At 61.2% G+C, this 25,413-nt stretch carries 21 protein-coding genes; 12 read left to right on the plus strand and 9 right to left on the minus strand.

Going from position 1 to position 25,413, the window contains the following annotated elements; translation table 11 throughout:
- Window positions 1-21 precede the first annotated feature (21 nt).
- Window positions 22-1,011 carry an MBL fold metallo-hydrolase gene (locus tag F7R20_RS00515; RefSeq protein ID WP_003201191.1) on the minus strand — a complete coding sequence of 330 codons (990 nt, stop codon included), beginning with the start codon at window positions 1,009-1,011 and terminating at the stop codon, window positions 22-24.
- A gap of 275 nt (window positions 1,012-1,286) precedes the next feature.
- Between F7R20_RS00515 and F7R20_RS00520 the strand changes: the two genes are divergently transcribed.
- Window positions 1,287-1,709, plus strand: coding sequence for a helix-turn-helix domain-containing protein (locus F7R20_RS00520; protein ID WP_003201189.1), 423 nt, complete (start codon window positions 1,287-1,289; stop codon window positions 1,707-1,709).
- Between the two features lie 42 nt (window positions 1,710-1,751).
- Complete coding sequence (locus tag F7R20_RS00525) at window positions 1,752-3,095, plus strand: OprD family porin (RefSeq protein WP_003201187.1); 1,344 nt, start codon at window positions 1,752-1,754, stop codon at window positions 3,093-3,095.
- 43 nt (window positions 3,096-3,138) lie between these two features.
- Here F7R20_RS00525 and F7R20_RS00530 read toward each other — a convergent pair whose 3' ends face one another.
- Window positions 3,139-4,080, minus strand: coding sequence for a LysR substrate-binding domain-containing protein (locus F7R20_RS00530; RefSeq protein ID WP_003201185.1), 942 nt, complete (start codon window positions 4,078-4,080; stop codon window positions 3,139-3,141).
- A 93-nt stretch (window positions 4,081-4,173) separates the two neighbouring features.
- Between F7R20_RS00530 and F7R20_RS00535 the strand changes: the two genes are divergently transcribed.
- Window positions 4,174-5,145 carry a DMT family transporter gene (locus F7R20_RS00535; protein ID WP_003201183.1) on the plus strand — a complete coding sequence of 324 codons (972 nt, stop codon included), beginning with the start codon at window positions 4,174-4,176 and terminating at the stop codon, window positions 5,143-5,145.
- Here the strand turns inward: F7R20_RS00535 and F7R20_RS00540 are convergent, their stop codons facing one another.
- Window positions 5,146-5,406, minus strand: coding sequence for an Lpp/OprI family alanine-zipper lipoprotein (locus F7R20_RS00540; protein ID WP_003201181.1), 261 nt, complete (start codon window positions 5,404-5,406; stop codon window positions 5,146-5,148).
- Window positions 5,407-5,665: 259 nt separating this feature from the next.
- Between F7R20_RS00540 and ftsH the strand changes: the two genes are divergently transcribed.
- The 4 genes from ftsH (at window position 5,666) to F7R20_RS00560 (ending at window position 10,725) form a co-directional block, all read left to right on the plus strand.
- On the plus strand, window positions 5,666-7,492 hold the full coding sequence (gene ftsH, locus F7R20_RS00545) for an ATP-dependent zinc metalloprotease FtsH (RefSeq protein ID WP_003201179.1): 1,827 nt from the start codon (window positions 5,666-5,668) through the stop codon (window positions 7,490-7,492).
- Between the two features lie 229 nt (window positions 7,493-7,721).
- The gene (gene fnr, locus F7R20_RS00550) at window positions 7,722-8,474 is read left to right on the plus strand and encodes a fumarate/nitrate reduction transcriptional regulator Fnr (RefSeq protein WP_003201177.1); all 753 of its coding nucleotides are present in this window, start codon (window positions 7,722-7,724) and stop codon (window positions 8,472-8,474) included.
- Window positions 8,475-8,603: 129 nt separating this feature from the next.
- On the plus strand, window positions 8,604-10,097 hold the full coding sequence (gene arcD / locus F7R20_RS00555; protein ID WP_003201174.1) for an arginine-ornithine antiporter: 1,494 nt from the start codon (window positions 8,604-8,606) through the stop codon (window positions 10,095-10,097).
- Between the two features lie 88 nt (window positions 10,098-10,185).
- Window positions 10,186-10,725 carry an Hsp20/alpha crystallin family protein gene (locus F7R20_RS00560; RefSeq protein WP_028237069.1) on the plus strand — a complete coding sequence of 180 codons (540 nt, stop codon included), beginning with the start codon at window positions 10,186-10,188 and terminating at the stop codon, window positions 10,723-10,725.
- Window positions 10,726-10,922: 197 nt separating this feature from the next.
- On the opposite strand, the gene F7R20_RS00565 is transcribed toward F7R20_RS00560, so the two are convergent.
- The 3 genes from F7R20_RS00565 to F7R20_RS00575 all read right to left on the minus strand — a co-directional run bounded on the left by F7R20_RS00565 (window position 10,923) and on the right by F7R20_RS00575 (window position 15,708).
- Window positions 10,923-12,278, minus strand: a complete 1,356-nt coding sequence (locus F7R20_RS00565) for an MBL fold metallo-hydrolase RNA specificity domain-containing protein (protein WP_003201172.1) — start codon at window positions 12,276-12,278, stop codon at window positions 10,923-10,925.
- A gap of 100 nt (window positions 12,279-12,378) precedes the next feature.
- Window positions 12,379-13,269, minus strand: a complete 891-nt coding sequence (locus tag F7R20_RS00570) for a universal stress protein (protein ID WP_003201170.1) — start codon at window positions 13,267-13,269, stop codon at window positions 12,379-12,381.
- A gap of 66 nt (window positions 13,270-13,335) precedes the next feature.
- The gene (locus tag F7R20_RS00575) at window positions 13,336-15,708 is read right to left on the minus strand and encodes a phosphoketolase family protein (protein ID WP_003201169.1); all 2,373 of its coding nucleotides are present in this window, start codon (window positions 15,706-15,708) and stop codon (window positions 13,336-13,338) included.
- A gap of 169 nt (window positions 15,709-15,877) precedes the next feature.
- Here F7R20_RS00575 and F7R20_RS00580 point away from each other — a divergent pair, with 169 nt between their 5' ends.
- Window positions 15,878-16,861: a zinc-dependent alcohol dehydrogenase family protein gene (locus F7R20_RS00580; protein ID WP_003201167.1), complete on the plus strand. Its 984-nt coding sequence runs from the start codon at window positions 15,878-15,880 to the stop codon at window positions 16,859-16,861.
- Here F7R20_RS00580 and F7R20_RS00585 read toward each other — a convergent pair.
- The gene (locus F7R20_RS00585) at window positions 16,851-17,744 is read right to left on the minus strand and encodes a universal stress protein (protein WP_003201166.1); all 894 of its coding nucleotides are present in this window, start codon (window positions 17,742-17,744) and stop codon (window positions 16,851-16,853) included. The two genes, F7R20_RS00580 and F7R20_RS00585, sit on opposite strands and share 11 nt — an antisense overlap.
- Window positions 17,745-17,990: 246 nt before the next feature.
- Between F7R20_RS00585 and F7R20_RS00590 the strand changes: the two genes are divergently transcribed.
- Window positions 17,991-18,554, plus strand: coding sequence for a GNAT family N-acetyltransferase (locus F7R20_RS00590; RefSeq protein ID WP_003201164.1), 564 nt, complete (start codon window positions 17,991-17,993; stop codon window positions 18,552-18,554).
- A 51-nt stretch (window positions 18,555-18,605) separates the two neighbouring features.
- Here the strand turns inward: F7R20_RS00590 and F7R20_RS00595 are convergent, their stop codons facing one another.
- Both F7R20_RS00595 and F7R20_RS00600 read right to left on the minus strand, forming a co-directional pair.
- Entirely contained in the window at window positions 18,606-19,517 is a 912-nt protein-coding gene (locus F7R20_RS00595; RefSeq protein WP_003201162.1) for a universal stress protein, read from the minus strand.
- A 100-nt stretch (window positions 19,518-19,617) separates the two neighbouring features.
- Entirely contained in the window at window positions 19,618-20,868 is a 1,251-nt protein-coding gene (locus tag F7R20_RS00600; protein ID WP_003201161.1) for an MgtC/SapB family protein, read from the minus strand.
- 257 nt (window positions 20,869-21,125) lie between these two features.
- Between F7R20_RS00600 and F7R20_RS00605 the strand changes: the two genes are divergently transcribed.
- From F7R20_RS00605 to F7R20_RS00615, 3 genes are read left to right on the plus strand one after another with little or no spacing between them, the layout of a single operon-like run.
- Entirely contained in the window at window positions 21,126-22,049 is a 924-nt protein-coding gene (locus F7R20_RS00605) for a universal stress protein (RefSeq protein ID WP_003201159.1), read from the plus strand.
- A gap of 59 nt (window positions 22,050-22,108) precedes the next feature.
- Window positions 22,109-24,856 (plus strand): cation-transporting P-type ATPase, encoded by a 2,748-nt coding sequence (locus F7R20_RS00610; protein ID WP_003201156.1) that lies wholly within the window; start codon window positions 22,109-22,111, stop codon window positions 24,854-24,856.
- A 43-nt stretch (window positions 24,857-24,899) separates the two neighbouring features.
- The gene (locus F7R20_RS00615; RefSeq protein WP_003201154.1) at window positions 24,900-25,385 is read left to right on the plus strand and encodes a hypothetical protein; all 486 of its coding nucleotides are present in this window, start codon (window positions 24,900-24,902) and stop codon (window positions 25,383-25,385) included.
- The last annotated feature ends 28 nt before the right edge of the window (window positions 25,386-25,413 follow it).

Here is a 25,413-nt window from a genome sequence, read left to right on the forward strand (position 1 = left end):
AACGGCGCGAGCGATTGGATTTCACTCGATCATCGGCACCTTGGCTGCCCGTTGATAAGGCCCGTACTCGACCGGTACCCACTGGAAGTGCCCGCCCACTGCACTGATATGCCCTATCCCCGGAAACGGCAAATGCGCCGCTGTCACCCAGGTCCTGGTAGTGGCCGCGGCATTGAACACCTTGGCCCGGCTCTTGATTGCCTGTTGATTGTCGACATCAAAACGAATCGACACTTCAGGATGCTCGAACTGCACCGCCAGGTTATGCACCAGGTCCCCCATGAACAGAATGCTCTGGCCTTGGGAGGTAAACCGGTACGTGGTACTGCCGGGCGTATGCCCTGGCTCCAGCTCGGCGTCGACATCGGGCAGCGGCGACTGGCCGCTGGCGAAGGTCTTGAAGCGGCCGGCTGCCACATAAGGGGCGGTGGAATCCTGAGCGATCTTGAAGAATTCCCGGGCACCGGCCGGCGCCTTCGCCAGTCCCTGGGGATCGAGCCAGTAATCGGCTTCTGCCTTCGCGGCATAGACTGTAGCGTTGGCAAACAGCGGTTGCTGCTTGTCGTCGACCAGCCCGCACACGTGATCCAGGTGCAAATGAGTGAGCAAGATGGCATCGACCTGCTCCGGGCGATAACCGGCGGCCTGCATGTTCGCCGAGAGCATTCCAGCCGTGGCGCCGATACATTGGCCGGCACCGGTGTCCACCAGGATCAGTTGCTTACCGGTATTGACCAGAAAAGCGTTGAACGCGGTCTGCACCCCCGGCGTTTCAATCGAGCGACGGGCGAGCAAGGCGCGGATCTGGCTTTGGCTCAGGCCTTCGAGCAGCTTGGGCGACAGATCGTTGTAGCCATCGAACAGCGCCGTCACTTCGTAGTCGCCCACCGTCAAGCGGTAGTAACCGGGTACTTGAGTGCCCTGGAGCGGCGCCTGGGCCAGGGCGCCCAGCGATGTCAGCGCCAATGCCAGGCCCGCCCCGCGCAGTGTGCACGCCAGAGAATGCTTCATACCTTCACCTTGATCGAGTCAGAAGAACGGCCACTCATACACCAGCCGGAGAAGGTCATCATGCACTCGTCTCACACCGCAGAACTTGCAGGCATGTGCTGAGTGAGTACTGCGTCCGGTGCTGCACCTGAACGCAATTAACAACGTTTAACTCGCACGCTCGCGCCTCACACCCAAGAATGAAGCCCTCTGCCCAGACCTGTTTTCTCAAGCGGGAAGCTGGCCGTCCACCGTACGGTGCGCCCGGCATTTCCCACTGACACGGAGTTTTTGTCATGGCTCGTGCATCACACACCACCGTCAGGGCGGCCATCAAGCCAACGCGCAAAACCGGCACCGGGGGCCTGTCTCCCTGGCGCGAAAGCCTGGTCAAGAAAGTGATTCTCGACGGCCTTAGCGACACGCTGGAAATCACCGAACTGGCCAAGGCCTGCGCCCTGTCCCGCAGTCATTTTTCCCGAGCATTCAAATGCAGCACCGGCCAGTCCCCTCAAGCCTGGATCCGTAGCCAGCGCATCGCCCGGGCCAAGCAACTGATCCGGGAGACCGACTTGACCCTGACGCAAATCAGCCTGGAATGCGGGTTCTGCGACCAGGCGCACTTTTGTCACATCTTCACCCACAGCGAAGGCATCAATCCGTTTGCCTGGCGGTGTCGGGAACTGCGCGCTCAGCCGTACACACCTGGCTGCGCGTAGTACCGCCCCCTTCGCCCGCCCAATTTCACATGGAAATGAAGCATGTTGCCTGCACAACACCACTCAACCGTCACCCTGAAACCGCTCTGGCTGCTTGCCCTGCTCACCGGCAGCGCCGCACCGGCGATGGCAGCGCAGCTCGCGCAAAGCACGCCTGGCTTTCTCGACGGCGCGACGCTGGAAGTCCTCAGCCGCAACTTCTACCTCAACAATGACTATCGCACCCCGACACCGGCCGGCAAAAGCTACGAACAGGAATGGGCCCAGGGCTTCATCGCCTCGTTCGAGTCCGGCTTCACCCCCGGCACCATCGGCGTAGGCATCGATGCCCACGCGTTCCTGGGGTTGAAACTGGACGGCGGCAAGGGGCATTCCGGAACGGGATTGTTGCCGCTGGATGAGAACGGACGAAGCGAGGACCACTACTCCAGTGCGGGTGGCGCGCTGAAGTTCAACACCTCACGCACCACCCTGGCGGTCGGCGAAATGACTGTGCAGAGCCCGGTATTCGACACCGCAGACAAGCGCCTGCAACCCGAATACGCCAGCGGCCTGCTGCTCTCCAGCCGCGAGGTCGAAGGGGTCGATCTGCAGGCGGGCCACTTCAGTGCGTTCAAGAATCAGGACGCCTCGACCAGCAAGGGTGACTTTTCCGGGTATGGGGCGACGACGCGCAACGGCGCCATCGACTTCATCGGCGCCGACCTGTTCACCGGCCAAGCCCTGGGCGGCGCGCTCTACGCCTCCGAACTGAGCGACACCTGGCGCCAGTACTATGCCAACCTGCATGCCACCCTTGGCGAACTGTTCCTTGACGGCAACCTGTATCACACCCGCGACTATGGCAAGGCCAACGCCGGGGCCATCGACACCACAGCTTATAGCCTGAGTGGCAAATACCGGCTCAATGCCCAGGCGTTCACCCTGGCCTATCAGAAAATCAACGGCGACACGCCCTTCGATTTCGTCGGCGGCGACTCCATCTACTTGGCCAACTCGATCAAATATGCCGACTTCAACGGCCCGGGTGAGCGCTCATGGCAAGCGCGCTACGACCTTGACCTGGGCACCTTGGGCGTCCCCGGCCTGAGCTTCATGGCCCGCTATGTGACTGGACGCGGGATAGACGGCAGCCATGCCCCCCAAGGCGGCGCCTACAACCTGTTCGATAGCGACACTGGCACTTACAGTCCGCAACAAGGCGCTGGCGGACGCCATTGGGAGCGCGACCTGGACCTGCATTACATCGTGCAGTCAGGCCCGGCCAAGGACCTGTCGCTGCAACTGTCCCATGTCACCCATCGCGCCAATAGCAGCCAGGGCGGCGATGACATCGACCGGCTGTATATCGTCATCCAGTACCCCCTCAAGCTGGGGCCGTTCTGACCCAGCCACAATGGATACCAATACTTTATCCGTCATGGCAGCTTCAACGGTTTAACCGCGACTGACCGAAGCCGGCCTGACGATCACTTCCCAATTCACCTTCAAGCCAGTCGAGCAGCGCGCTTACCTCAACCCGACCTTCCCCGCCCGGCCGGCTGAATACCGATATCGCATCAGGCAAAGGGACACTTTCTGCGCAAGGCCTCACCAACGCACCGCTCTCAAGCAGCCCTTGGGCGGTGCGCCGCCACCCCAATGCGATGCCATGCCCCTCGACCGCCGCCTGGAGCATCAAGGGGTAGCTATCGAACACCGAGCCCTCGGAAGAGTTGTCGAACGACTGCCCAAACGCCTGGAACCAGGCACCCCACTGCATCCAATGAGGCGGCGTAGCGTGATAGTGCAAAAGGGTGTGGGACTTCAGGTCACGGACTTGCAACGCTTTGTGGGTACGCAGGTAATGAGGACTGCATACGGGAAACACTTCATCAGCGGCGGTAAACATCAAGCCATGGACGCCGCTGGGCCGTCCCGTGCTTTGCAGGGCCACGTCAAAATGCTCATTGAACTCAGTCAGCGGCCCGGTGGATGTGGCCACCTGTATCTCGATTTCCGGGTATCGCTGGTGGAACGTCGAGAGCCGCGGCATCAACCAATAGAACGCTTCACATAATTGGCACAGCAAAACGACGCGGTTTTTACCTGGCGATTGACGAAGGCTGACAGCACTGGCACTGATACTTTGCAACGCGTTACTCACCACACGGCCCAACTCACGTCCTTGGGGGGTCAGGAAGACGGCGCGGTTACGACGGCAGAAAAGCTTCAGCCCCAAGTCCTCTTCGAGCCCACGGATCTGCCGACTGATCGCCGCTTGGGTGATGTGCAGTTCCTCGGCGGCCTTGGAAAAACTCTCCAGGCGCGCAGCCGCTTCGAAGGGCAACAAGCTGGCAAGCGGCGGCAATGATTTTCCAAGGGTATTCATAATCAGAGGTAATGCATCCAGGGCCGAGAACTCGTTTGTAGCATAGCTGCGACGCTGTGCAACATGAGTTCAATGCCTTAAGGATATGCATGAATGCCCAATGCCTACTCGAACACCCTCGCCGGCGTGAGCCTTGCCGTCGTCGCGACGCTGAGCTGGGCGTTGAATTTCATTGCGCCTTACGTCGTCGGTGCCTACACGATCCACGATCTGATGATCATACGGTTCCTGATCGCCGGGGCGCTGGGCGTGGCTGTCGTGGTGGGCTATCGAACCCAGCTCCGGCGTATGCGTCGCAGCCAACTGCTACTTGGCGCCAGCCTGGGGGTCATCGGGTATCTCGGCTACAGCAGTTGCATTGCCGCAGGCGTCATGTTTGCCGGGCCGGTACTGACCCCGGCGTTTATTGGCATGGTGCCGATCCTGCAGGCACTGCTCGGCAACGCCACCCACAAAACCCTCCCATGGCGAAGGCTGGCGATACCGCTGGTTTTTTTAACGGGAGGGCTATTGCTGTCGAACATCAGCAGTATCCAGCAGCCCCTGAGCGACGACGGTTCATGGTTGACGGGCGTGTTTTTCTCGATCGGTGCGGTGCTCTTGTGGATCGTATTCAGTTGGTTGAACCAGGGCGCCTTGGTCAACCTGTCGGCCAGCGCTTCGGGGGCCTGGACCGGCCTCATGATGGTCGGCGCAGGGATCGGCACCTTGTGCTTGTTACCAGCAGCGCAAGCGTTTGATCTTCTCAAGCTGCCAAGCCTGGGTTTCAGTGTTTCCCTGGCGGGACACCTGTATGCCTGGGGTCTTGTGATTGCGCTGATGTCGTCAGTCATCGGGGCCTGGGCGTGGAACGCGGCGTCCCGTCGCCTTCCCATGGTGCTTTCCGGGCAGTTGATATCCCTGGAATCACTATTTGCCACACTACTGGGCCTGTTGTTTCATCAGCGGCTGCCAACGCTTCTAGAAGCGTCCGGTCTTGCTGGCGTGCTGGTGGGGGTGATGATGGCAGTTCGTATCATTCTGACGTCCACTGTTCCTGATAGAAATGCCTCCTTCATCCGCTGATTACTTGCGCTTGGCCTTATCGGTCATCCGAGTGGCGCGGATGCTTGCCTCCTCGGCAGTACGTTGCGCCTGCTCGGACATTATCTCGGCCTGCTCAGCCTTCCTGTAGGCCTCATCCGCCCTGAGCCTTGCCGTCGCGGCGTTATTCTCCGCCGACTCCAGTCGGGCATCCACTTCTTGGGCGAGCTTGTTACAGCACCCGGCAGTGGTCGCCAGAAAAATGCTCATCAATACGACAGGTAAGTATCTATTCAAGGCCATGGTTATTTCCTCGGTTAAGCGCAGCAGGAAAAACGGCTAACAACTGGCTCGAGTATCGGGCAACACCCCCGGTGCACTCTGATCTTTGTCAACTGCATGGCTCGTCCGACATCCACACCGTGGCTCACTTGAACCTAGTTGATTTAGCTCAATGTCTTTGCAGCCCTCAGGCGTAGAAAAAGCAAACCGGGGAGCCTGCGATCTCCCCGACCATTTATGCACGGCCTGTTCATCCGAGGCCTTTTATTGAGTCGAGGCCATGAAAAAAACCCACCAATGGAACCTGTCCTACTTCTTCATTGCACTGGCCGTGTTCAGCCTTGTGCAGTTCCTGTTTTTCGAACGCCCCGCGGTGCAGGTCATCCCCTATAGCCAGTTCCTACAGCTGTTGAGCAATCAGAAGGTCAGCGATTTACGCGTCGAAAAAGAACACATCAGCGGCAAATTGCAGGAACCGATTGAGGGTCACAATCTGTTCTCGACCGTACGGGTCGATCCGGCTCTGGCAACGGACCTCGCCCAATCAGGTGTCGGTTTTACAGGTATCAACGAAAACACTTTTTTGAACGGTTTGCTGGGCTGGTTGCTGCCCTTCGTGCTGATCATGGCGGTCTGGCACTTCCTGTTTCGCGGGTTGGCCGAGAAGCAGGGCCTGGGCGGGCTGATGAACATTGGCAAGTCCCGCGCCAAGGTGTTCGTCGAACGCGATACCGGGGTGACCTTTGCCGATGTCGCCGGCATCGACGAAGCCAAGGTCGAGTTGGTGGAAATTGTCTCCTTTCTCAAGGACAAGGCGAAATATGCGCGCCTGGGCGCACACATCCCCAAGGGAACGTTACTGGTCGGCCCGCCCGGCACCGGCAAGACCCTGGTCGCCAAGGCCATCGCCGGAGAAGCTGGCGTGCCCTTCTTCTCGATATCGGGGTCGGAATTCGTCGAGATGTTCGTCGGTGTTGGTGCCGCTCGCGTGCATGATTTGTTCGAACAGGCCCGGCAGGCAGCGCCGTGTATCATTTTTATCGATGAACTCGATGCGCTGGGCAAAATGCGCGGCGTTGGCGCCTTCGGGGGCAATGACGAGAAAGAACAAACCCTCAACCAATTGCTGTCAGAGCTCGATGGGTTCGACCCGCGTGAGGGTGTCGTGCTGCTCGCGGCGACCAACCGCCCCGAGGTACTGGACCCGGCGCTGTTGCGAGCCGGCCGGATCGACCGGCAGATCCTGATCGATCGCCCCGACCGTAAAGGCCGCCAGGCGATCCTCAAGGTCCACCTTCAGAAAATCGTCACCGGCCAGGACCTCGATAGCGAGCGTATCGCCGACATCACCACCGGTTTTACCGGAGCAGACCTGGCCAACCTGGTCAACGAGGCGGCCATCATCGCCACTCGACGCGGTGCCGAAACGGTGAGCCTCGACGATTTCACCGCGGCGGTGGAACGCATCGTTGCCGGGATCGAACGCAAGGGCAGCCTGCTGCACCCCGATGAACGCCAAGTGGTGGCCTACCACGAAATGGGCCATGCCCTGGCGGCCAGCAACCTGCCGGACATGGACCCGGTCCATAAGGTCTCGATCGTGCCGCGCGCCATTGGCTCGCTGGGCTATACCTTGCAGCGACCGACGGAAGATCATTTTCTTGTCAGCTACCAGATGCTCAAGGACCGCATGGTCGTCCTGATGGCGGGACGTGCCGCCGAATGCCTGGCCTATGGCCAAGTCTCGACCGGAGCCGCCGATGACCTGGCCCACGCCACGGATATCGCCCGGCAGTTGATCACCCGCTTTGGCATGAGCACAGAGCTTGGCCTGGCGGTGCTGGAGCGCAAAAGTGCGAGCTACCTGGGCGAACGCATGGAAATCGGTGACAAGGACTATTCGGAACAAACCGCCAGGGAAGTCGACCTGGCTATTCGCGCCTTGCTCGCTGAAGCCTATCAACGCGCCAGCACACTGCTGGAAAGCCATCGGGAAGACCTGGACACCGGGGCCCATCTGCTGGTGGAAAAGGAAACCCTGACACCTGAAGAGTTTGCCCCGCTCCTGCCGCTTAAACACGCTGCGCTGACCTTGCGACTGGTTTGACAGCGCCTGACCGTTGATCGATCTGTCACGGCGTGAACGAATCCAACGCCCCCTGTACGCACACCCACGACGCAATAGCGTCATCTGCAAGCCCCATAGTGAAGGTTTGCACCCCCATCCTTTGTACCCGTTCTGCGTCTATCGACAGTCGGTAACACTTTAGGCCGACAAAAAACAAGCGCAGCTGCGTTGTTCTTCTATGCTTGCACCAGATAAAGGAAATTTTTCCATGAGCGAGCTTGAACCGCGACTTCTGCACGTGCATGCGCTCAAGACCGCTTGCTCGAACTGCAGCGTGCTTGAACTGTGCCTGCCCATCGGCCTGACGGGCGGTGAAGTCGAGCGCCTGGACACGCTGATCGCCCAGCGGGTCAAGGTCAAGAAAGGCGCAGCGCTGTATCGCACCGGCGACCCGCTGCGCTCGTTGTATGCCGTGAGGTTGGGCTTCTTCAAGACCAGCGTCCTTTCGGTAGACGGTCGCGAACAGGTCACCGGTTTCCAGATGCAAGGCGAAATGCTTGGCCTGGACGCTATCAGTACCGATCACTACGCCTGCAATGCCATTGCCCTGGAAGACAGCGAAGTCTGCCCGCTGCCTTTCAACCTCCTGGAAAAACTGGCCCACGATTTACCGTCGTTGCAGCACAACCTGAACAAACTCCTGAGCCAGGAAATCGTGCGCGACCACAGCATGCTGTTGATGCTCGGCAACATGAACGCCGACGAACGCCTGGCGGCGTTCCTATTGAACCTGTCCCAGCGGCTTAACATGCGCGGCTATTCCTCCAGGGAATTCGTGCTGCGCATGAGCCGCGAAGCCATCGGCTCCTACCTGGGCCTGCGCCTGGAAACCATCTGCCGGGGCATCGCCCACCTACGCCAGGAGGAACTGGTGGACATGCATGGGCGCAATGTCACCATTCTGGACTTGCCCGGCCTCAGGCAGAAGGTCGCCGGTTGCCATCGTCATTCCGAGCTGTAACGCCCGCCCTGCATGACATCTGATCTACATCAATACCCCCCAATGCCTACAGGTCGACATTAAGACTAGCGTTCGAACCTTTGTATCGACGAAGGTTACCGAACCTCCCGTCTCATGGAGGCTTTGATCATGGCAACGCACCTGCAAGGTACAAAACCGGTCATCCCGACCGTCACCCCCCACCCTTTGGCCGGCAGTTTGCGAAAGGTCGAGCCCCGGCGCCTGTCGCTGAGCCTGCTGATCGCCCTGGTCGTCGGTTCGATGATCGGCAGCGGCATCTTCAGCCTGCCCCAGAACATGGCAGCCAGCGCCGGTGCAGGGGCGATCCTGATCGGCTGGCTCATCACCGGCGTGGGCATGCTCTCGCTGGCCCTGGTCTACCAGACACTCTCCAACCGCCAACCGGAACTGGACAACGGTGTGTTCGCCTACGCCCGTGCCCTGGGCGGTGAATTCCTCGGTTTCAATTCGGCGTGGGGCTATTGGATCAGCGCCTGGATCGGCAACGTCAGCTACCTGGTGATTCTGTTCGCCGCGCTCAGTTACTTTTTCCCCGTGTTTGGCGAAGGCAATAACAAAGCCGCGATCCTCGGCGCGTCCGTGGTGCTGTGGGCGTTGCATTGGATGATCCTGCGCGGGATGCGCACCGCCGCCAAGGCCAACGCCCTGACCACGATCGCCAAGGTGGTGCCGTTGCTGTTGTTCATCGGGCTGGTCATTGCCGCTTTCTCCAAGGACACCTTCATGGTGGATTTCTGGGGTGCGCCGGCACTGGGCAGTACGCTGGACCAGGTCAAGAGCACCATGTTGGTGACGGTCTGGGTGTTCATCGGTATTGAAGGCGCCAACGTATTCTCCGCCCGGGCCGCCGAACGGGCCGATGTGGGCCGCGCCACCGTGATTGGCTTCGTCCTCACATTGTTGCTGCTGATCGCTGTTTCCCTATTGTCGTTGGGTGTCCTCAGACAGCCCGAACTGGCCGCGCTGAAGAACCCCTCCATGGCGGGTGTACTGGAAGCGGTGGCCGGGCCTTGGGGTGCGGTGCTGATCAGCATTGGCCTGATTGTGTCGGTGGGCGGCGCGTTGCTGGCCTGGACGCTGTTGGCAGCCGAATCGGTGTTCACGCCGGCCAAGGAAAAGGTCATGCCGCGCCTGCTGGCCACGGAAAACCAACATGGCGCACCGGCCAACGCGCTGTGGATCACCAACGGCTGCATTCAGCTGTTCCTGTTGCTGACCCTGTATTCGAGCGCCAGCTACCTGGCGCTGATTTCACTCGCCACCTCGATGATCCTGCTGCCGTACCTGTTCAGTGGCCTGTATGCACTGAAGATGACCTGGCAAGGCCAGACCTACGCCGGCCATCGCGGCCTGCAACTGCGCGACATGGCCATCGCTGTGGTCGCGACGGGCTATTGCGTCTGGCTGCTCTACGCTGCCGGCCCCCGGTACATGCTGCTCAGTGCCCTGCTCTATGCCCCCGGCTCGCTGATCTACCTGAGCGCCCAACGGGCCAGGACGGGCCGGGCCTTCAATGGGTTTGGCTGGGGCCTGCTGCTGGTGATCTGGGCGGCGGCGATTTTCGCCGGCTGGATGCTCTGGTCCGGCCAACTGTCTTTGTAGGTTCGCAAGCGTGCATTGACCCGTTCGGCGACGGTGCCTGGTCATCTGGCCAGGTACTCGCCCGGACATCACCAAAGAGGAAAATCAAATGTCCAATTCAGTGAAAAAAATGCCGGTCAAAACCGAAGAAAACGCGCCACATCCCTCCAAGACTGACCTCAGGCATCCATTTGAAAAGCTTCGCCAGCAGGTGGATCGCCTGTTCGATGACTTCAACCGGGGCACGGGGATTTCTCCGTTCAGTCGCGGGTTGTTCGATGTCGAGCCCTTCTGGCGTCGCGAGTTCTCCACCAGCAGCCTGCCGGCCGTTGACATCAGCGAGAAGGAAAAGAGCTATGAAATCACCGCCGAGCTGCCCGGCATGGATCAGAAAGACATCGAAATCCGCCTGGCCAACGGCAACCTGATCATCAAGGGGGAGAAAAAAGAAACCAGGGAAGAAAAGAAAAAGGGTTATCACCTGTCCGAGCGCCATTACGGTTCCTTCGAGCGCGTGTTCAACCTGCCAAAAGGCGTCGACAGCGACAAGATCGAAGCCCAGTTCAGCAAAGGCGTGCTGACGCTGACACTGCCAAAAAAACCCGAAGCACTGAAAGCGGAAAAGGTCGTGCCGATCAAGGCCGATTGATCGTTTTGAACCCTGCCCCTCGCCGGCCAACGACGAGGGGCTTTTTCATGCCTGCGCTTATTTCAGGCCGAATGCGTCGTTGAAGCGGCCGGCCCCTTCGCGAGCAGGCTCGCTCCCACACTGGGCCGTGGCGGGCACAAATCCGGCGGGCACAGAAAATCCTCTGTGGGAGCGAGCCTGCTCGCGAAGGCGGTGGGTCAGAGTTCGACGCTATCGCGGTACTCCGGGACCGACACCGACCAACCCAATTCATCGCAAATGCGGTGACGCAAGACATCGGACGCATTGGGCTCGCCATGCACGACATAGGTGTGCCGGGGTGGTGTCTTGAAGCCGCGCAGCCATTGCATGATTTCGTCGGCATCGGCATGGGCCGAGAGCGTTTGCATGGGCACCACTTCGGCGTTGATCGGCACATCCTTGCCATGGATGCGCACCGCAGGCTCGCCCGCCACAATCCTCGCACCTCGCGTACCGCCTGCCTGGAAACCGGGCATCAGCAAGGTGTTGATCGGGTTGGGCGCCAGGCTCTTGAGGTGGTGCAGCACGCGCCCGCCGGTAGCCATGCCACTGGCGGCGATGATCACCGCCGGGGTGCGTTGCAGGTCCAGGGCCATGGAGTCCTTGACCGAGCGCACCGGATGGGCGATGTGGCACATGCCTTCGCACTCTTCCCTGGAGAGACGATGCTCGTCGCCAAAGCGCTGGTACAACCGGGTGACGTCGATGGCCATGGGGCTGTTGAGGTAGATCGGGATATCGGGGATCGCCCGGCGTTGCTTCAGGCGATACAAGTGGTACATCAGCAATTGGGCACGACCAACCGTGAACGAGGGCACCAACGTGATGCCACGGCGCAGCGCGGTGCGAGTGATCACCTCTGCCAATTGGTCTTCCGGCGACTCGTGTGGGTGTCGACGGTCGCCATAGGTGGACTCCACCAGCAGGATATCTGCCTGCTCGACGACCTTCGGCGCGAACATCACCGGATCCTCGGGCCGCCCCAAGTCCCCGGAACACACCAGCGTCACCCCACCGGCCTGGACCTGTACCGTCGCGGCACCGAGAATGTGCCCGGCGCGACGCAGCAAGATGGTTATCCCCCGGGCGATCTCCACCGGATGTTCGAATGCAATCGGGCGCAGCAGCTTCAGCGCTCGCTCAGCGTGTTCACGGGTGTACAGCGGGAAGGCCGGCGCGTGCTTGGAGAAGCCCTTGCGGTTGGCGTATTCGGCTTCTTCTTCCTGCAGGCGGGCGCTGTCGCGCAGCAGGATCTTCACCAGCTCGCAGGTCGCCGGCGAGGCATAGATAGGGCCGCGATAGCCATTACGCACCAGCACCGGCAGATAACCGCTGTGGTCCAGGTGGGCATGGGTCAGTACGATCGCATCCAGGTCACGCATCGGCAGTTCGAAGGGATCCCAGTTGTGCAGGCGCAATTGTTTGTAGCCCTGGAACAGGCCGCAATCGATCAGGATGCGCTGATCGTCGTGTTCCAGCAGGTACTTGCTGCCGGTGACCGTACCGGCGGCCCCGAGAAATGTCATGCGCATGGCGGTGCTCCTGGACAATCGATAATAGGTCTATTGGTCCCATTGTTTGACCTCGTTGCCGTTGATCTTTGTCAACAGCTCAGCGGTCAAGTCCGATTCATCACACCGCCAGAACACTGCACGACACCTGGTAGAGGATGTGCTCGGTCGTGCTGCCCAGCAGCCCATACAGATCGTCGTGCTGGAATCGCCCCATGACGATCACGTCCACTTCATGCTCCAGGGCAAATTCACTCAGGGCCGAGACCGGATGCCCAAGCAGAAAATGCCTGCGCTCGGCCGGCACACCAAACAGGTTCGCCAGTTCCAGGAAGGTTTTTTCCAGGCTCCTGCGCAGTTCCTTGCTGAGCTGCGACAGCGACAGGCCGCCACCGCCGACATCCCCCAGATAGACTGACGACACCTCATAAGCGTGAACCAGATGCAGCTCGGCGTCGCACTGCAAGGCCAGCCCCATTGCCTGGCGGATGATCCGGTCGTTCAGCCCGCTGTTCTGGGCAAACGCACTGGAAGGGTCCACCGCCGCGACCACGGTGCGCGGCAGCGCATGACCGGTGGCCCCCACCAGGTACATCGGCACCGGGCAGTTGCGCAGCAGTTGCCAGTCCAGCGGGGTGAAAAATGCCCGCTTGAGCATGGGCTCGTGTTGTACCTGCTTGATCAGCAGATCCGGCTGGATCTGCGTAACGTGTTGCAGGATCTGCTTGCCCATCTTCTGGGCCCATTCCACCTCAGTGGTGACCCGCAGGCCACGGCGACGCATCTTGTCCGCCTCATCCTCCAACCAATGGCGATGATCCTGGAGATAGTTCTGCCGCGCCTCCTCACGGGGCCTCTCTTCAAGCAGCGAAAGAATGTCCAGCGAGGGAATCAAGGCGATGACATGCAAGTGCGCCCCGCTGGCCGCCGCCAGGGCCGCGGCGTGATGCAGGGCGGGCGAATGACGTTGTGCCGGGTTGAGGATCAGCAACAGGCGTTGGTACTGGCTCATGATGGGTCTCCAAAGTCGGGCTCGAACGCCACGGCGCAGCGTCGATGCCATGAGGCATGTTGGCCGTCATTGCGGCGTCGGCGCCCAGCGCCAATTCAAGACTTCGGGCATGTCCTGCCCATGCTCGATGAGGTACAGCTGATGCTTTTCCATGGTTGCCCAGTAGCGATCCCGAGCGCTGTCCACCAGCGGCTGCAAGCGTGGCACGCGCTGGATGACATCGAGCGCCAGTTGGTAGCGATCCAGGTGGTTGATGACCGCCATGTCGAACGGCGTAGTGGTGGCGCCCTCCTCCATGAAACCGCGGACATGGAAGTTATCGTGGTTGTGACGCTTGTAGATCAGCCGATGGATCAGCGACGGATAGCCGTGGAAGGCGAAAATCACTGGCTTGTCCACGGTAAACAACCCATCGAACTCGGCGTCCGGCAATCCGTGGGCATGCTGTTGCGGCGGTTGCAGGGCCAGCAGGTCGACAACATTGACCACTCGCACGCGCAGGTCTGGCACGTATTCACGCAGCAGCGTGACAGCGGCCAGGGTTTCCAAGGTTGGCACGTCACCGGCACAGGCCATCACCACGTCCGGGTCTTCGTCGTTGTTGCAGGCAAAGGCCCAGCGACCGATCCCGACCGAGCAGTGCCGAACGGCCGAATCGATGTCCAGCCACTGCCATTCCGGCTGTTTACCGGCCACGATCACATTGATGTAATCGCGGCTCTTGAGGCAGTGATCGGCAACGGACAACAGGCAATTGGCGTCTGCTGGCAGGTAGATACGCACCACGTCAGCGCTCTTGTTCGCCACCAGGTCGATGAACCCCGGGTCCTGATGGGAAAAGCCGTTGTGGTCCTGACGCCAGACATGGGACGTGAGCAGGTAATTGAGCGAAGCAATCGACGCGCGCCACGGGATCTGGGCGGCGGTCTTGAGCCATTTGGCATGCTGATTGAACATCGAATCGACGATGTGGATGAACGCCTCGTAACAGGAAAACAGCCCATGCCGGCCAGTCAGCAAATAGCCCTCCAACCAGCCTTCGCACACTTGCTCGCTGAGAATTTCCATCACCCGGCCGTCGCACGCCAGGTTCGTATCGCCCGCCTCCAGGGCCGCCATCCAGGTCTTGCCACTGACCTCGTACACCGCATCAAGGCGATTGGAGGCGGTTTCGTCGGGACCGAACAGGCGGAAATTGCCTGCCCGCAGGTTGTGCTTCATCACATCACGGACAAAACCACCCAACACCCGGGTGGCCTCTGCCTGCAGGCTGCCGGGCGCGCTGAATTGCACGGCGTAATCGGTGAACCGAGGCAGTTCCAAGGGTTTGAGCAGCATGCCGCCATTGGCATGGGGATTGGCGCCCAGGCGCCGATGTCCCGTCGGCGCCAACGCGGCAATGTCCGGGAGCAACGCCCCGTTGTCGTCGAACAATTCCTGCGGACGGTAGCTCTGGAGCCATTGTTCCAGTTGCGTCAAATGCACGGGCAGCTCGAAGTGGCTAAGCGGCACCTGGTGGGCGCGCCAGGTGCCTTCAACCTGCTGGCCATCGACGAATTTCGGACCGGTCCAGCCCTTGGGCGTACGCAACACCAGCATCGGCCAGAGCTGGCGTTCCAGGGTACGTCCCGACGAATCCGCACGGGCCATGCGCTGGATTTCGCGAATCTTGAGCAACATGCCGTCCAGGGTCCTGGCCAACTGCTGGTGCACCGCTTGCGGATCGTCGCCTTCGACAAAATAAGGATCGTAGCCGTAGCCATACATCAGGGCCGACAGTTCGTCTTCACTGATGCGCGAAAGCAGCGTGGGGTTGGCGATCTTGAAACCGTTGAGATGAAGAATGGGCAGTACGGCGCCGTCACGCCTGGGGTTGAGGAATTTGTTGGAGTGCCAGCTTGCCGCCAACGTGCCGGTTTCGGCCTCACCATCGCCGATGACGCAAGCCACGATCAGGTCAGGGTTGTCGAACGCCGCGCCATAGGCATGGGCCAGGGAATAACCCAACTCTCCACCTTCATGGATGGAGCCGGGAATCTGCGCCGAGACATGGCTGGATAAGCCATAAGGCCAGGAAAACTGCCGGAACAGGCGCAGCATTCCGTTTTCGTTCTGCTCCACCGAGGGATAACACTGGGTGAAGCTGCCCTCCAGGTAACTCTGGGCGACGATGGCCGGGCCGCCATGACCGGGGCCGGTGATCAGGATCATGTTCAGGTCACGGGACTTGATCAGGCGATTGAGGTGCACGTAAATCAGATTCAGCCCCGGCGTCGTGCCCCAGTGTCCCAGCAGGCGCGGCTTGACGTGATCGCGCTGCAGCGGTTTGCGCAGCAACGGGTTGTCCTTGAGGTAGATCTGCCCCACGGCCAGGTAATTGGACGCACGCCAGTAGGCGTCAATGCCTTCCAGTTGGTCGGGGCTGAGAAAATCGCTCATCACGTCCTCCACAAAAAACAGGGTTGCCATGCCTGATTCTGGAACGCGGGAATAAGGGTGACTTGATTTACATCAGAACCAGGGACGCTAAGGTCATACAAGGTGCTTGCTCGATGCCCTGGCGCCGCTCACTGGCATGGCGAGCGCCCATTCACACAGGAGAATGCTCATGCGCGCCATGGTCCTGCACACGATTGGTCAACCCTTGCAACTGGAGGAACGTCCCCAACCGACGCCGGCCGCCGGGCAAATGCTGATCAAGGTGCAAGCCTGCGGTGTGTGCCGCACCGACTTGCATCTGTTCGACGGTGAACTGCCCCAGGCCCGGTTGCCTCGGGTGCCGGGCCACGAGATTGTCGGTGAGGTCACCGCCGTTGGCGCGCAAGTTGCCTCGGACTGGATCGGCCGACGGGTGGGCGTGCCCTGGCTGGGGTGGACGTGTGGCGTGTGTGAGTTCTGCCGCTCGGGCCGGGAAAACCTCTGCGACCAGGCGCTGTTCACCGGCTGCCAACTGGACGGTGGTTATGCCGACTACACCGTCGCCGACGCGCGGTTCTGCTTCCCTCTGCCCGATACACTGGAGGCCGCCGAAGCCGCACCCCTGCTGTGTGCAGGGCTGATCGGTTTCCGGGCCTTGCAGATGGCGCAGAACGCCCCTCACTTGGGCCTTTATGGCTTCGGCGCCGCTGCGCACCTGGCGATCCAGGTCGCCGTGGGCCGGGGCCAGCAAGTCTATGCCTTCACTCGCCCCGGTGATGACAGCGGCCAGGACTATGCCCGTTCGCTGGGCGCGACCTGGGCCGGAGCATCGGACCAGCTCCCGCCACATCTGCTCGACGCCAGCCTGATCTTCGCCCCCGTCGGCGAACTGGTGCCGCTGGCCTTGCAAGCCACCGCCAAAGGCGGTTGCGTGGTGTGCGCCGGCATTCACATGAGCGATATCCCCACCTTTCCCTATCGCCTGTTGTGGCAGGAGCGCAGCGTGCGTTCAGTAGCCAACCTGACCCGCGCGGACGGCGTGGCGTTTTTCGAGCAGATCCAGCGTACGCCCGTGCATTGCAACGTGACCTGCTACCCATTGGTCCAAGCCAACCAGGCCCTGGAGCGCCTGAGGAGCGGACAGGTCAACGGGGCTATCGTACTTATCCCTTGACCGCCAGCACACTGCCCGGCACCGAATACAAGGCGCGTTCTGTCGTGCTGCCAATCAAACGCTCAAGACCGGCGCGGTGCACAGTGCCCATCACCACCACGTCGGCCTCGAATTCGTCGATGAACTCACGGATGACCGGCACCGGCAGGCCAACGACAAAGTGCCGACGTTCCGCCGGTACGCCACAGCGCTCGGCCAGGCTGATAAACGCCGCATGCAGCGATTCGCGCAGGGCGTCGGCAAAGTCGTCATCCCAGGCACCGGCCAGCAACGAGGTTTCGCCATTGAAGGCCGGCGACAGGTCGCAGGCATACAGCAGATTCAACGAGGCGTCACATTGCCGGGCCAGCGCGTCGGCAGTCTGGACGATGTGCTCGTTCAAGGCATTGGCCTCGGGGTCCGAGGGGTCCACCGCCGCCACGACCCGGCGCGGCAAGCCGTGTACCGCCTGGTTGACCAGATGCACCGGCACCGGACAGTCGCGCAACAAATGACAGTCAAGGGGCGTGGCGAACACGCGCTTGAGCAAAGGTTCGAGGGTGACGTCCTTGATCAACAGGTCAGGTTGGAACTGCTCGACATAGCGCAGGATGTCCAGCAACGGATGGAGCGTCCACACCACGTGAGTCGTCACATCCAGGCCTTCCTCCTTGAGCAGCTCCGCCTCTTCTACCATCCAGCGACGGTAGTGGTGCAAATAGCGCTGCACACTCGCTTCGTCGGTTTTTTCACCCCACAAGTGGGTACGCGCCGGCGGCTGGACGAAAGCGCACAAATGCAGCGCCGCGCCGCTGGCCCGGGCCAGGGCACAGGCCCTGCGCATCGCTGCGGAGGGGTGCAGATCCGGTTCGACGATCAATAGCAGACGCTGGTATTGCCCCATCGCACACCTCCATCGGGCAGATCGACTCAGACCCGAAACCTTGCACCGGCCTTTTCCGGCGCGATCTTCAGCGTGCGCCCATCAAGGCCCCGGACGGTTTGATCTGAATCAAAGGCAGGGCAATCGATGGACGGATACGCGGGCACTGATCCAGATCAGAATCGATCGCCGTGGCGGGCGTAGAACAGTACCGAATGCGTAGCTATTTATCGCACCGCACGTGCACATCCGAGGGAGGATCGCACCATGCTTACTGTCAAAGACCACAACGAACGCGCCGCTGCCCTGTATGCCAGCATCAGTGGCAAACACTGGATCCAGGCACTCAAGGACGGCCGGCATGTCTTGATCCGCCCGCTCAGGGAGCAGGACCGCCAGCGCGAATACGACTTCATCATGCGCCTGTCACCGGAGTCCCGGCACATGCGCTTCCTGGCGCAGATCAATGAGCCAGGCGCGGCGCTGCTCGATCAATTGATGGATGTCGACTGCAAGACGCACATGGCCTACATCGCCCTGGTCCATGACAACGGCGAGTTGATCGAGATCGGGGTCAGCCGCTATTGCTCGACCCAGGAACACGAATGCGAGTGTGCAGTGACGGTCGCCGACCCTTGGCAACACCTGGGGCTGGGGACGTTATTGATGGAGCACCTGATCGACACCGCGCGTAAAAACGGCTACCGCCAGATGTACTCCGTGGACGCGGCCAGCAATGCCCCGATGCGGGACTTGGCCCATAGCCTGGGTTTTGAAACCCACAGCGATCCCGACGACACCCGGCAGGTCATCCACCGGCTCTACCTTTAGCTCCGGACGCCGCGCGAGGCCTTGGTATGGCCTCGCGCAGCGTTGCTCCAATCACACTTGCGGCTTGATCGCCAACACGCTGCAAGGCGCCCGTTGCAGCAGCAGCTCGGCGGTGGTGCCCAGGCGCTTGTCCAGGCCACGATGCTCCGTGGTGCCCATGACGATGACATCGATCTGGTGATCGCTGGCGAACGTGCAAATGCTGTTCAGCGGCGCCCCTTCGATGAAGTGGCGCTGCTGCGGTGCAACCCCATGCCGTTCGGCCAGGGACTCGAACACCTCATGCTGTGCCTGGCCCAACGCTTCATAGAGCCCGGTGGCCAGGGGCAGCGCACCAATGCCCATGTCCGAGGCGTAGACAGCCGTCCAATCGAAGGCGTGCAGCAACTCGACCTGGGCGTTGCATTGTTCCGCCAGTTTGACCGCGGCGTCGACGATCTGGTCGTTGAATACCAGGTCCTGATCCTCGCTGCGCAGCACGTCGACAATCGCCAGGATCCGCCGAGGCCGCGGGTTACGCGAATCCGTGACCAGATGCACTGGCACCGGGCAGTCACGCAGCAAGCGCCAGTCCAGGGGCGTGAAAAACACCCGCTTCATCGCCGGTTCCGGCTGCGCATCCTTGATGATCAACGCCATCGGCATCTCCTTGACGTATTGCTGCAAGGCTTGGAAGGCATCCTTGCTCCAAACCACCTCGCAGGTCACCTCGACGCCGTGCCGGCGCGCCAGTTCGGCCTGTTGCCACAGCCAATGCCGGTGGGTTTCCAGATAACCCTCACGCGCTTGCTTGACCTGCTCCGGGGCGAACAGACCGGCCACCGAGAGCAACTCCAGGTAGTCGAACGCCACGATGTGCAGGGGCAGGTCCAGCGCCAGGGCCAACTCGGTGGCGCGGTCGAACGCCGGCGTACGGATCATGGCGTCAGGCGCCACTAGCAATAAACGTTGAGTCTGGGACATGGAACACCTCGGCACGTGGCGACAGCCACTTAAAGGATTGAAGGTTCCAGAATGAACATATGCCAGGGACGGGACTTGATCTTTATCAAACGGCCATCATTCAGGCTGACAAACTCGGGAGCAACAGCCCCACCCACATTGCCAGCGTTATCAGCACCTGGCCGGGAATTACATACGCGGCAAACCTCCGTCCGCCGCTGAGCCAGGCCACCACGCACTTGCTCAGGGAGTTGCTGCTAAACGCGATCAAGATCGGCACGGCGACGCCGTCGAAGGGCAACAACCCGCCCTTGGCCAGGGAAGCGATGGAAGCTGTCGAGGCGTGGGCGTCGAGCAACCCGCTGAAAATCGCGGTGACGGTCACCCCGGCCTGGCCAAACGCATCGAGCATTGCCGACGAGAGGACGGTGATAGCGGTCATCGCCAGGACCATCGTCACCGCCAGCTTGAGGCTGAAGGCACCGCCATGCTTGATGGGCTCATCGGCCCGCGCCCTTGGGCGGGGAAACATCAGCACGCCGGCGTAGAGCAATACCATCAGCATCCCGCACAACAGCGGGCCCCACATCCAACGCAACAGCGCGGGGTCGACGGCCGTGAGGATCAGGCCCATTTGAACCACCGTCGCCAGGTTGGATAACACTGCCGCGGCGCTCACCACCTTGAGATTGATCGGGTCTTTGGCCGCGATGCCACCCATGGTCGCGACCGTCACCGTGGCGGAGGCGAATCCAGAGGCAATCGCACTGAGAGCGTAGCCATAGCGGGTCCCCAGGGTTCGAACCGCGACATGCCCCAGTGCACCCACCGCCATCAGCATAACGGTGAGCGTGCACAGGTTGCGCAGGTTGATTGCGTCATAAGGTCCGAGGAAGCGATCCGGCGCCAGCGGGAGCACGACCAGCGCGGCGATCAACAGCACCAGGCCATCGCGCATCTCGGTAGCGGTCAACTGCTTGCGGGCAAAGTGGTGCAACGCCTGGCGGCTGGCGAGCAGCCCGGCCATCACCACCCCAATCGCGGTCGCCAGGCCCGGGGCGCTCGCACAGAGCGCGCCCAGTGCCAATACCGCGAACAAGGCCACCTCGCTGGTAATCCCGGGGTCCTTGTCGAGGTTTCGCCAATAGGCCACGGTCACCAAAGCGCCCAGGGCAAGGGTCATGCCCCCCAGTAACAGGGGGCCGCCCGCCTGGACCGCCAGGTAGCCGAGCACGGACGTGATGGCGAAGGTGCGCAAACCGGCGAAGTCGCGCCGGTCGCCCTCGCCTTTGCGTCGTTCGCGCTCAAGCCCCACCAGCAGGCCGATTCCCAGCGCGGCGGCGGCATTGGCGAAGGCCAGGGTTTCAGTCATGGTTACGGCTCCCTGGCACTGTCTGCGGTTGTCACTCAATCCAGCGGTCCGAGCCGGCTGCGCTCGTGCCCTGGGGCGACTGATCATGCTCAAACATAGCGCGATTGCCTCGCCGTTGCCGCCTTCAATTCAACGCTTTGCAGCGTGTTTGATGCAAATCAAGTTAGCGAGCTCCATGGCGCTCATGATCAATGACAGACACCACGCCGCGCGAAACCTCGTCCGGCGCCAACAGGTCCTTGCCCGGGAGGTTTGTCATGTCTACGCAATCACGCTTGATGCTGGTCGTCTCGCCACTGATGGAACACAGCCCGGCGTTCGACCGGGCTGCCGCACTGGCCAAGGCCGAAGGCGCGGCGCTGCACATCGTCGCTTTTGACTACCTCGAAGGCCTGGCCACGGCCGGCCTGGTCAACGAGCAGGCGCTGGAGCAGATGCGCCTGGGCTACATCGAGCGCCATCGGCAGTGGCTGGAAGAACAGGCCAGGCCCCTGCGCAACCTCGGTATCGAGGTCACGACAGAAGTGACGTGGGTCGAGCGCCCCTTGCAGGAGATCCTGGTCCACCTCAAGGAAGCGCCTATGGATGCGCTGATCAAGTCGGTGGACCCCGAGTCGTGGTTTTCCCGACTGATGTTCACGCCGCTGGACGTGCATCTGCTGCGCGAATGCGAGGTTCCACTGCACTTCGTCAACAAGGTCACCCACGCCCGTCCGCGCAAGATCCTGGCGGCCATCGACCCGTTCCATCAGGACGGCCGCTACGAAGGCCTCAATGATCGGATCCTGAGCGAAGCGAACAAGCTGGCCACCAGCTGCGACGCGACGCTGGAAGTCATCTACGCCTATGACCTTTCGTCCATCACTGCCGCTGAATACGGCTTTGGCAACGGTTCGATGTTCTTCTCCTCGACCCTGGCCCGCCAGCTCTACGAGTCCCAGGGTGCGGCCTTCGATGCACTGGCCGAACGCAATGGCATCGCCCCGGACCAGCGACGCATGATCATGGGTGACCCGGCCAAGGTGCTGGCGAGCTACGCCGCGTCCCATGACATTGATGTCATCGTCATGGGGCGCGTGCGCTATGGCAGCCTGGACAAGCTGATCGGCAGCACCGTCGAAGGCCTGCTGTACAAGATGCCCTGCAGCCTGTGGGTGATTGCGCCGCAGCAAGTTGGCTGAGGCAGACCTGCGCAGATGGCCTGTAGAACAACCGCTCCGTACCCACAGGAACGCGGCTGATGAACCGACCGAGCAACATACCAGCGGCGCACCCGACAACGCCCTCGCAGGGCCTGGCCTGGTACACGTTGCCCGCCGAACAGGCGCTCAAACACCTTGGTGTCGATGAGCAAGCCGGGCTGGACATCGCCGAAGTCCAGGCCCGGCTTGAGCGTACGGGGTTCAACCGGTTGTCAGCGTCAACCCGGCGGCCAGCGTGGCGGCGATTTCTGCTGCAATTTCATAACATCCTGATTTATGTGCTGCTCGGTTCCGCTGCAATCACCGCAACGCTGCAACACCTGTGGGACACGGTGGTCATTCTCGCTGTCGTGGTGGCCAATGCGATCATTGGCTATGTCCAGGAAGGCAAGGCCGAACAGGCCATGGATGCCATCCGCAACATGCTGGCGCCCCGTGCAACGGTGATACGTGCCGGCGAACGCCTGGGCATCGCCGGCGAAGAACTGGTACCCGGCGATATCGTCTTGCTGGAGGCTGGCGACAAAGTCCCGGCGGATCTGCGCCTGCTGCATGCCAACCGGCTCCAGGTGCAGGAAGCCATCCTGACCGGAGAGTCCGCACCGGCTGAAAAAAATACCGAGCCGGTACGCATCGAAGCAGCCCTGGGTGATCGTGCCTGCATGGCCTTCAGTGGCACCCTGGTGACCTGCGGACAAGCAACAGGGGTCGTTGTCGCCACGGCAACCTCGACTGAAATCGGGCGCATCAGCAACCTGCTGTCGACAGTGGAGCCACTGACAACACCCCTGATACAGCAAATGGATGTCTTCGCCCGCTGGCTGACGCTATTGATTTTGCTGATCGCCGGCCTGCTACTCGCTTATGGCCACTTTGTCGGGCATTACGTCTTCACCGAGATATTCATGGTCGTGGTGGGCATGTCGGTCGCGGCCATACCCGAGGGGTTGCCCGCCGTACTCACCATCACCCTGGCGGTGGGCGTGCGGGCGATGGCCCATCGCAACGCCATCGTTCGGCGCCTGCCGGCCATCGAAACCCTGGGCTCGGTATCAGTCATCTGCACGGACAAGACCGGCACCCTCACCCGTAACGAGATGATGGTGGCATCCGTCGTCACCAGTGACCTGACCTTCACGGTCGACGGTGTCGGCTACCAGCCTTCGGGCAACATGAACCTTGCCGATCAGTTGATCGATACCTCCCATCACCCGGTGCTGGCCGAACTGGGGCGCGCGACCAGCCTTTGCAATGACGCAAGCTTGAGGCAGCACGAAGACACCTGGAAAGTCGAAGGGGACCCCATGGAGGGCGCACTGCTGGTGTTTTGCGCCAAGGCCGGCATCAACGACGAGGAGGAACGCGGCACCTGGGCCCGCACCGATGCCATTCCGTTCGACGCCAAACACCGCTTCATGGCGACACTGCATCACAACCATGACCGGCAAGCGGCGATTTATGTCAAAGGCGCGCCGGAGCAGATTTTGACCATGTGCACGCGCCAACGTAGCAGCACAGGGGCAACAGCCCCGCTCGATGCCGACTATTGGCACGCGCAGGCCAATGCCATCGCCCGCAAAGGCCAACGCGTGCTGGCGCTCGCCGTCAGGTCCGTCCCACCCGAACACGCCATCCTGGAATTTGCCGATGTGCAAGGGACACTGACCTTGCTTGGCCTGGTAGGAATGATCGACCCGCCCCGCCCGGAAACGATCCAGGCGATCAAGCAATGCCAGGCGGCCGGCATTGTCGTGAAGATGATCACAGGGGACCACGCCGGCACCGCCTGCGCCATCGGTGATCAGATCGGCCTGGACAACCCCGACAAGGTACTGACTGGCAACGACCTGGACGCCATGAACGATGCCACCCTCAGGGAATCGCTCAAGCAAGTGAACATCTTCGCGCGCACCAGCCCCGAACATAAGCTGCGGCTGGTGACGTTGCTGCAACTCAACGGCATGACCGTGGCCATGACCGGCGACGGCGTCAACGACGCGCCAGCGCTCAAACGCGCAGATGCCGGCATCGCCATGGGCGGCAAAGGCAGTGAAGCGGCCAAGGAAGCCGCGGACCTGGTCCTGGCGGACGATAACTTCGCCTCCATCGTGGCCGCTGTGCGTGAAGGCAGGACGGTCTATGACAACATCAAGAAAGTCCTGAGCTGGACGTTACCCACCAATGCGGGCGAGACAATGACCCTGATTGTCGCGCTGCTGTTTGGCCTTACATTGCCAGTCACTGCGATACAGATCCTGTGGATCAACCTGATTACCGCCATCACGCTGGGTATCGCGCTGGCGTTCGAACCGACCGAAGACAACACCATGCGCAGGCCTCCGCGCTCACGACAGGAGCCGTTGATCAGCGGCGCACTGGTCTGGCATATGGTGCTCGTTTCCATTCTGTTCCTGTGCGGCGTCTACGGCATTTTTACCTATGCCCTGGACCGAGGCTACTCCGTCGAACTGGCTCGCACCCTGGCGGTGAACACCTTGGTCGTGATGGAAATTTTCCATCTGTTCTTTATCCGCAATCTCTACGGCACGTCGCTGACCTGGAAGGGCCTTCGAGGTACGAAGGTTGTGTGGGCGACCATCGCGGTGGTGACCGTCGCTCAGTTCGCCATCACCTACGCGCCGCCGCTGCAAACCGTGTTCGCGACCCAAGCGGTCCCCTTCAAGGACGGACTGCTGATCATCGCGGTGGGCATCGCGCTGTTCGCCATCATCGAAATTGAAAAACAGCTTCGACTGCGTTTAACCGAGTCCGATCGTCAACCGTGACGATCCCGCTCCCCCGCTCCACCAGCCTGCAAGGAACTGAACCATGAACGCACCCAGACTCGCCGCCCTCGCTCTGACCGCGGTGTTTTTCCCCACGCTGACCTTTGCCCAGCAAGCCACCGACGCCGCCAAGGCGCCCCAGTCGTCGATGAGCGTCGAGCAATTCGATCAGCAGATGGCGACGGCCCAGGAAAACCTGAAAAAAATGCAGGAACAGATGACCCAGATCCAGAACACCAGCGATCCGGCGCAACGCCAGAAACTCATGCAAGAACACCAGGCCTCGATGCGGCAAAGCATGCAGATGATGAATGGGATGATGGGGTGTTGCGGAGGTGGCATGATGGGCGGCCACATGAAGGGAAACGGCCCGATGATGGGTTGGAAACAAATGGGCAACCACTATTCCCAGATGACGCCCGAGCAGATGAAGCAGCACCAGTACATGATGGACAGGTACATGGGCATGCAACAGATGATGATGGAGCAGATGATGCAACAACAGCAAATGAGCCCGCCAGCTCGCTAGGCCGGCCTCCAGGACTGCCCCCACTCAC

It is taken from the genome of Pseudomonas brassicacearum subsp. brassicacearum (assembly GCF_008801605.1).
Lineage (GTDB): Bacteria > Pseudomonadota > Gammaproteobacteria > Pseudomonadales > Pseudomonadaceae > Aquipseudomonas > Aquipseudomonas brassicacearum.

Bases quoted from the DNA above. Each gene is read 5' to 3' on its own strand.
- F7R20_RS00560 (WP_028237069.1), top strand. From the start codon at position 10,186: ATGTCCAATTCAGTGAAAAAAATGCCGGTCAAAACCGAAGAAAACGCG.
- F7R20_RS00535 (WP_003201183.1), top strand. From the start codon at position 4,174: ATGCCCAATGCCTACTCGAACACCCTCGCCGGCGTGAGCCTTGCCGTC.
- F7R20_RS00600 (WP_003201161.1), bottom strand. From the start codon at position 20,868: ATGACTGAAACCCTGGCCTTCGCCAATGCCGCCGCCGCGCTGGGAATC.
- F7R20_RS00570 (WP_003201170.1), bottom strand. From the start codon at position 13,269: ATGAGCCAGTACCAACGCCTGTTGCTGATCCTCAACCCGGCACAACGT.
- F7R20_RS00585 (WP_003201166.1), bottom strand. From the start codon at position 17,744: ATGGGGCAATACCAGCGTCTGCTATTGATCGTCGAACCGGATCTGCAC.
- F7R20_RS00610 (WP_003201156.1), top strand. From the start codon at position 22,109: ATGAACCGACCGAGCAACATACCAGCGGCGCACCCGACAACGCCCTCG.
- F7R20_RS00530 (WP_003201185.1), bottom strand. From the start codon at position 4,080: ATGAATACCCTTGGAAAATCATTGCCGCCGCTTGCCAGCTTGTTGCCC.
- F7R20_RS00580 (WP_003201167.1), top strand. From the start codon at position 15,878: ATGCGCGCCATGGTCCTGCACACGATTGGTCAACCCTTGCAACTGGAG.
- F7R20_RS00595 (WP_003201162.1), bottom strand. From the start codon at position 19,517: ATGTCCCAGACTCAACGTTTATTGCTAGTGGCGCCTGACGCCATGATC.
- F7R20_RS00565 (WP_003201172.1), bottom strand. From the start codon at position 12,278: ATGCGCATGACATTTCTCGGGGCCGCCGGTACGGTCACCGGCAGCAAG.
- F7R20_RS00540 (WP_003201181.1), bottom strand. From the start codon at position 5,406: ATGGCCTTGAATAGATACTTACCTGTCGTATTGATGAGCATTTTTCTG.
- F7R20_RS00605 (WP_003201159.1), top strand. From the start codon at position 21,126: ATGTCTACGCAATCACGCTTGATGCTGGTCGTCTCGCCACTGATGGAA.
- F7R20_RS00515 (WP_003201191.1), bottom strand. From the start codon at position 1,011: ATGAAGCATTCTCTGGCGTGCACACTGCGCGGGGCGGGCCTGGCATTG.
- F7R20_RS00590 (WP_003201164.1), top strand. From the start codon at position 17,991: ATGCTTACTGTCAAAGACCACAACGAACGCGCCGCTGCCCTGTATGCC.
- F7R20_RS00615 (WP_003201154.1), top strand. From the start codon at position 24,900: ATGAACGCACCCAGACTCGCCGCCCTCGCTCTGACCGCGGTGTTTTTC.
- F7R20_RS00525 (WP_003201187.1), top strand. From the start codon at position 1,752: ATGTTGCCTGCACAACACCACTCAACCGTCACCCTGAAACCGCTCTGG.
- ftsH (WP_003201179.1), top strand. From the start codon at position 5,666: ATGAAAAAAACCCACCAATGGAACCTGTCCTACTTCTTCATTGCACTG.
- arcD (WP_003201174.1), top strand. From the start codon at position 8,604: ATGGCAACGCACCTGCAAGGTACAAAACCGGTCATCCCGACCGTCACC.
- F7R20_RS00520 (WP_003201189.1), top strand. From the start codon at position 1,287: ATGGCTCGTGCATCACACACCACCGTCAGGGCGGCCATCAAGCCAACG.
- fnr (WP_003201177.1), top strand. From the start codon at position 7,722: ATGAGCGAGCTTGAACCGCGACTTCTGCACGTGCATGCGCTCAAGACC.
- F7R20_RS00575 (WP_003201169.1), bottom strand. From the start codon at position 15,708: ATGAGCGATTTTCTCAGCCCCGACCAACTGGAAGGCATTGACGCCTAC.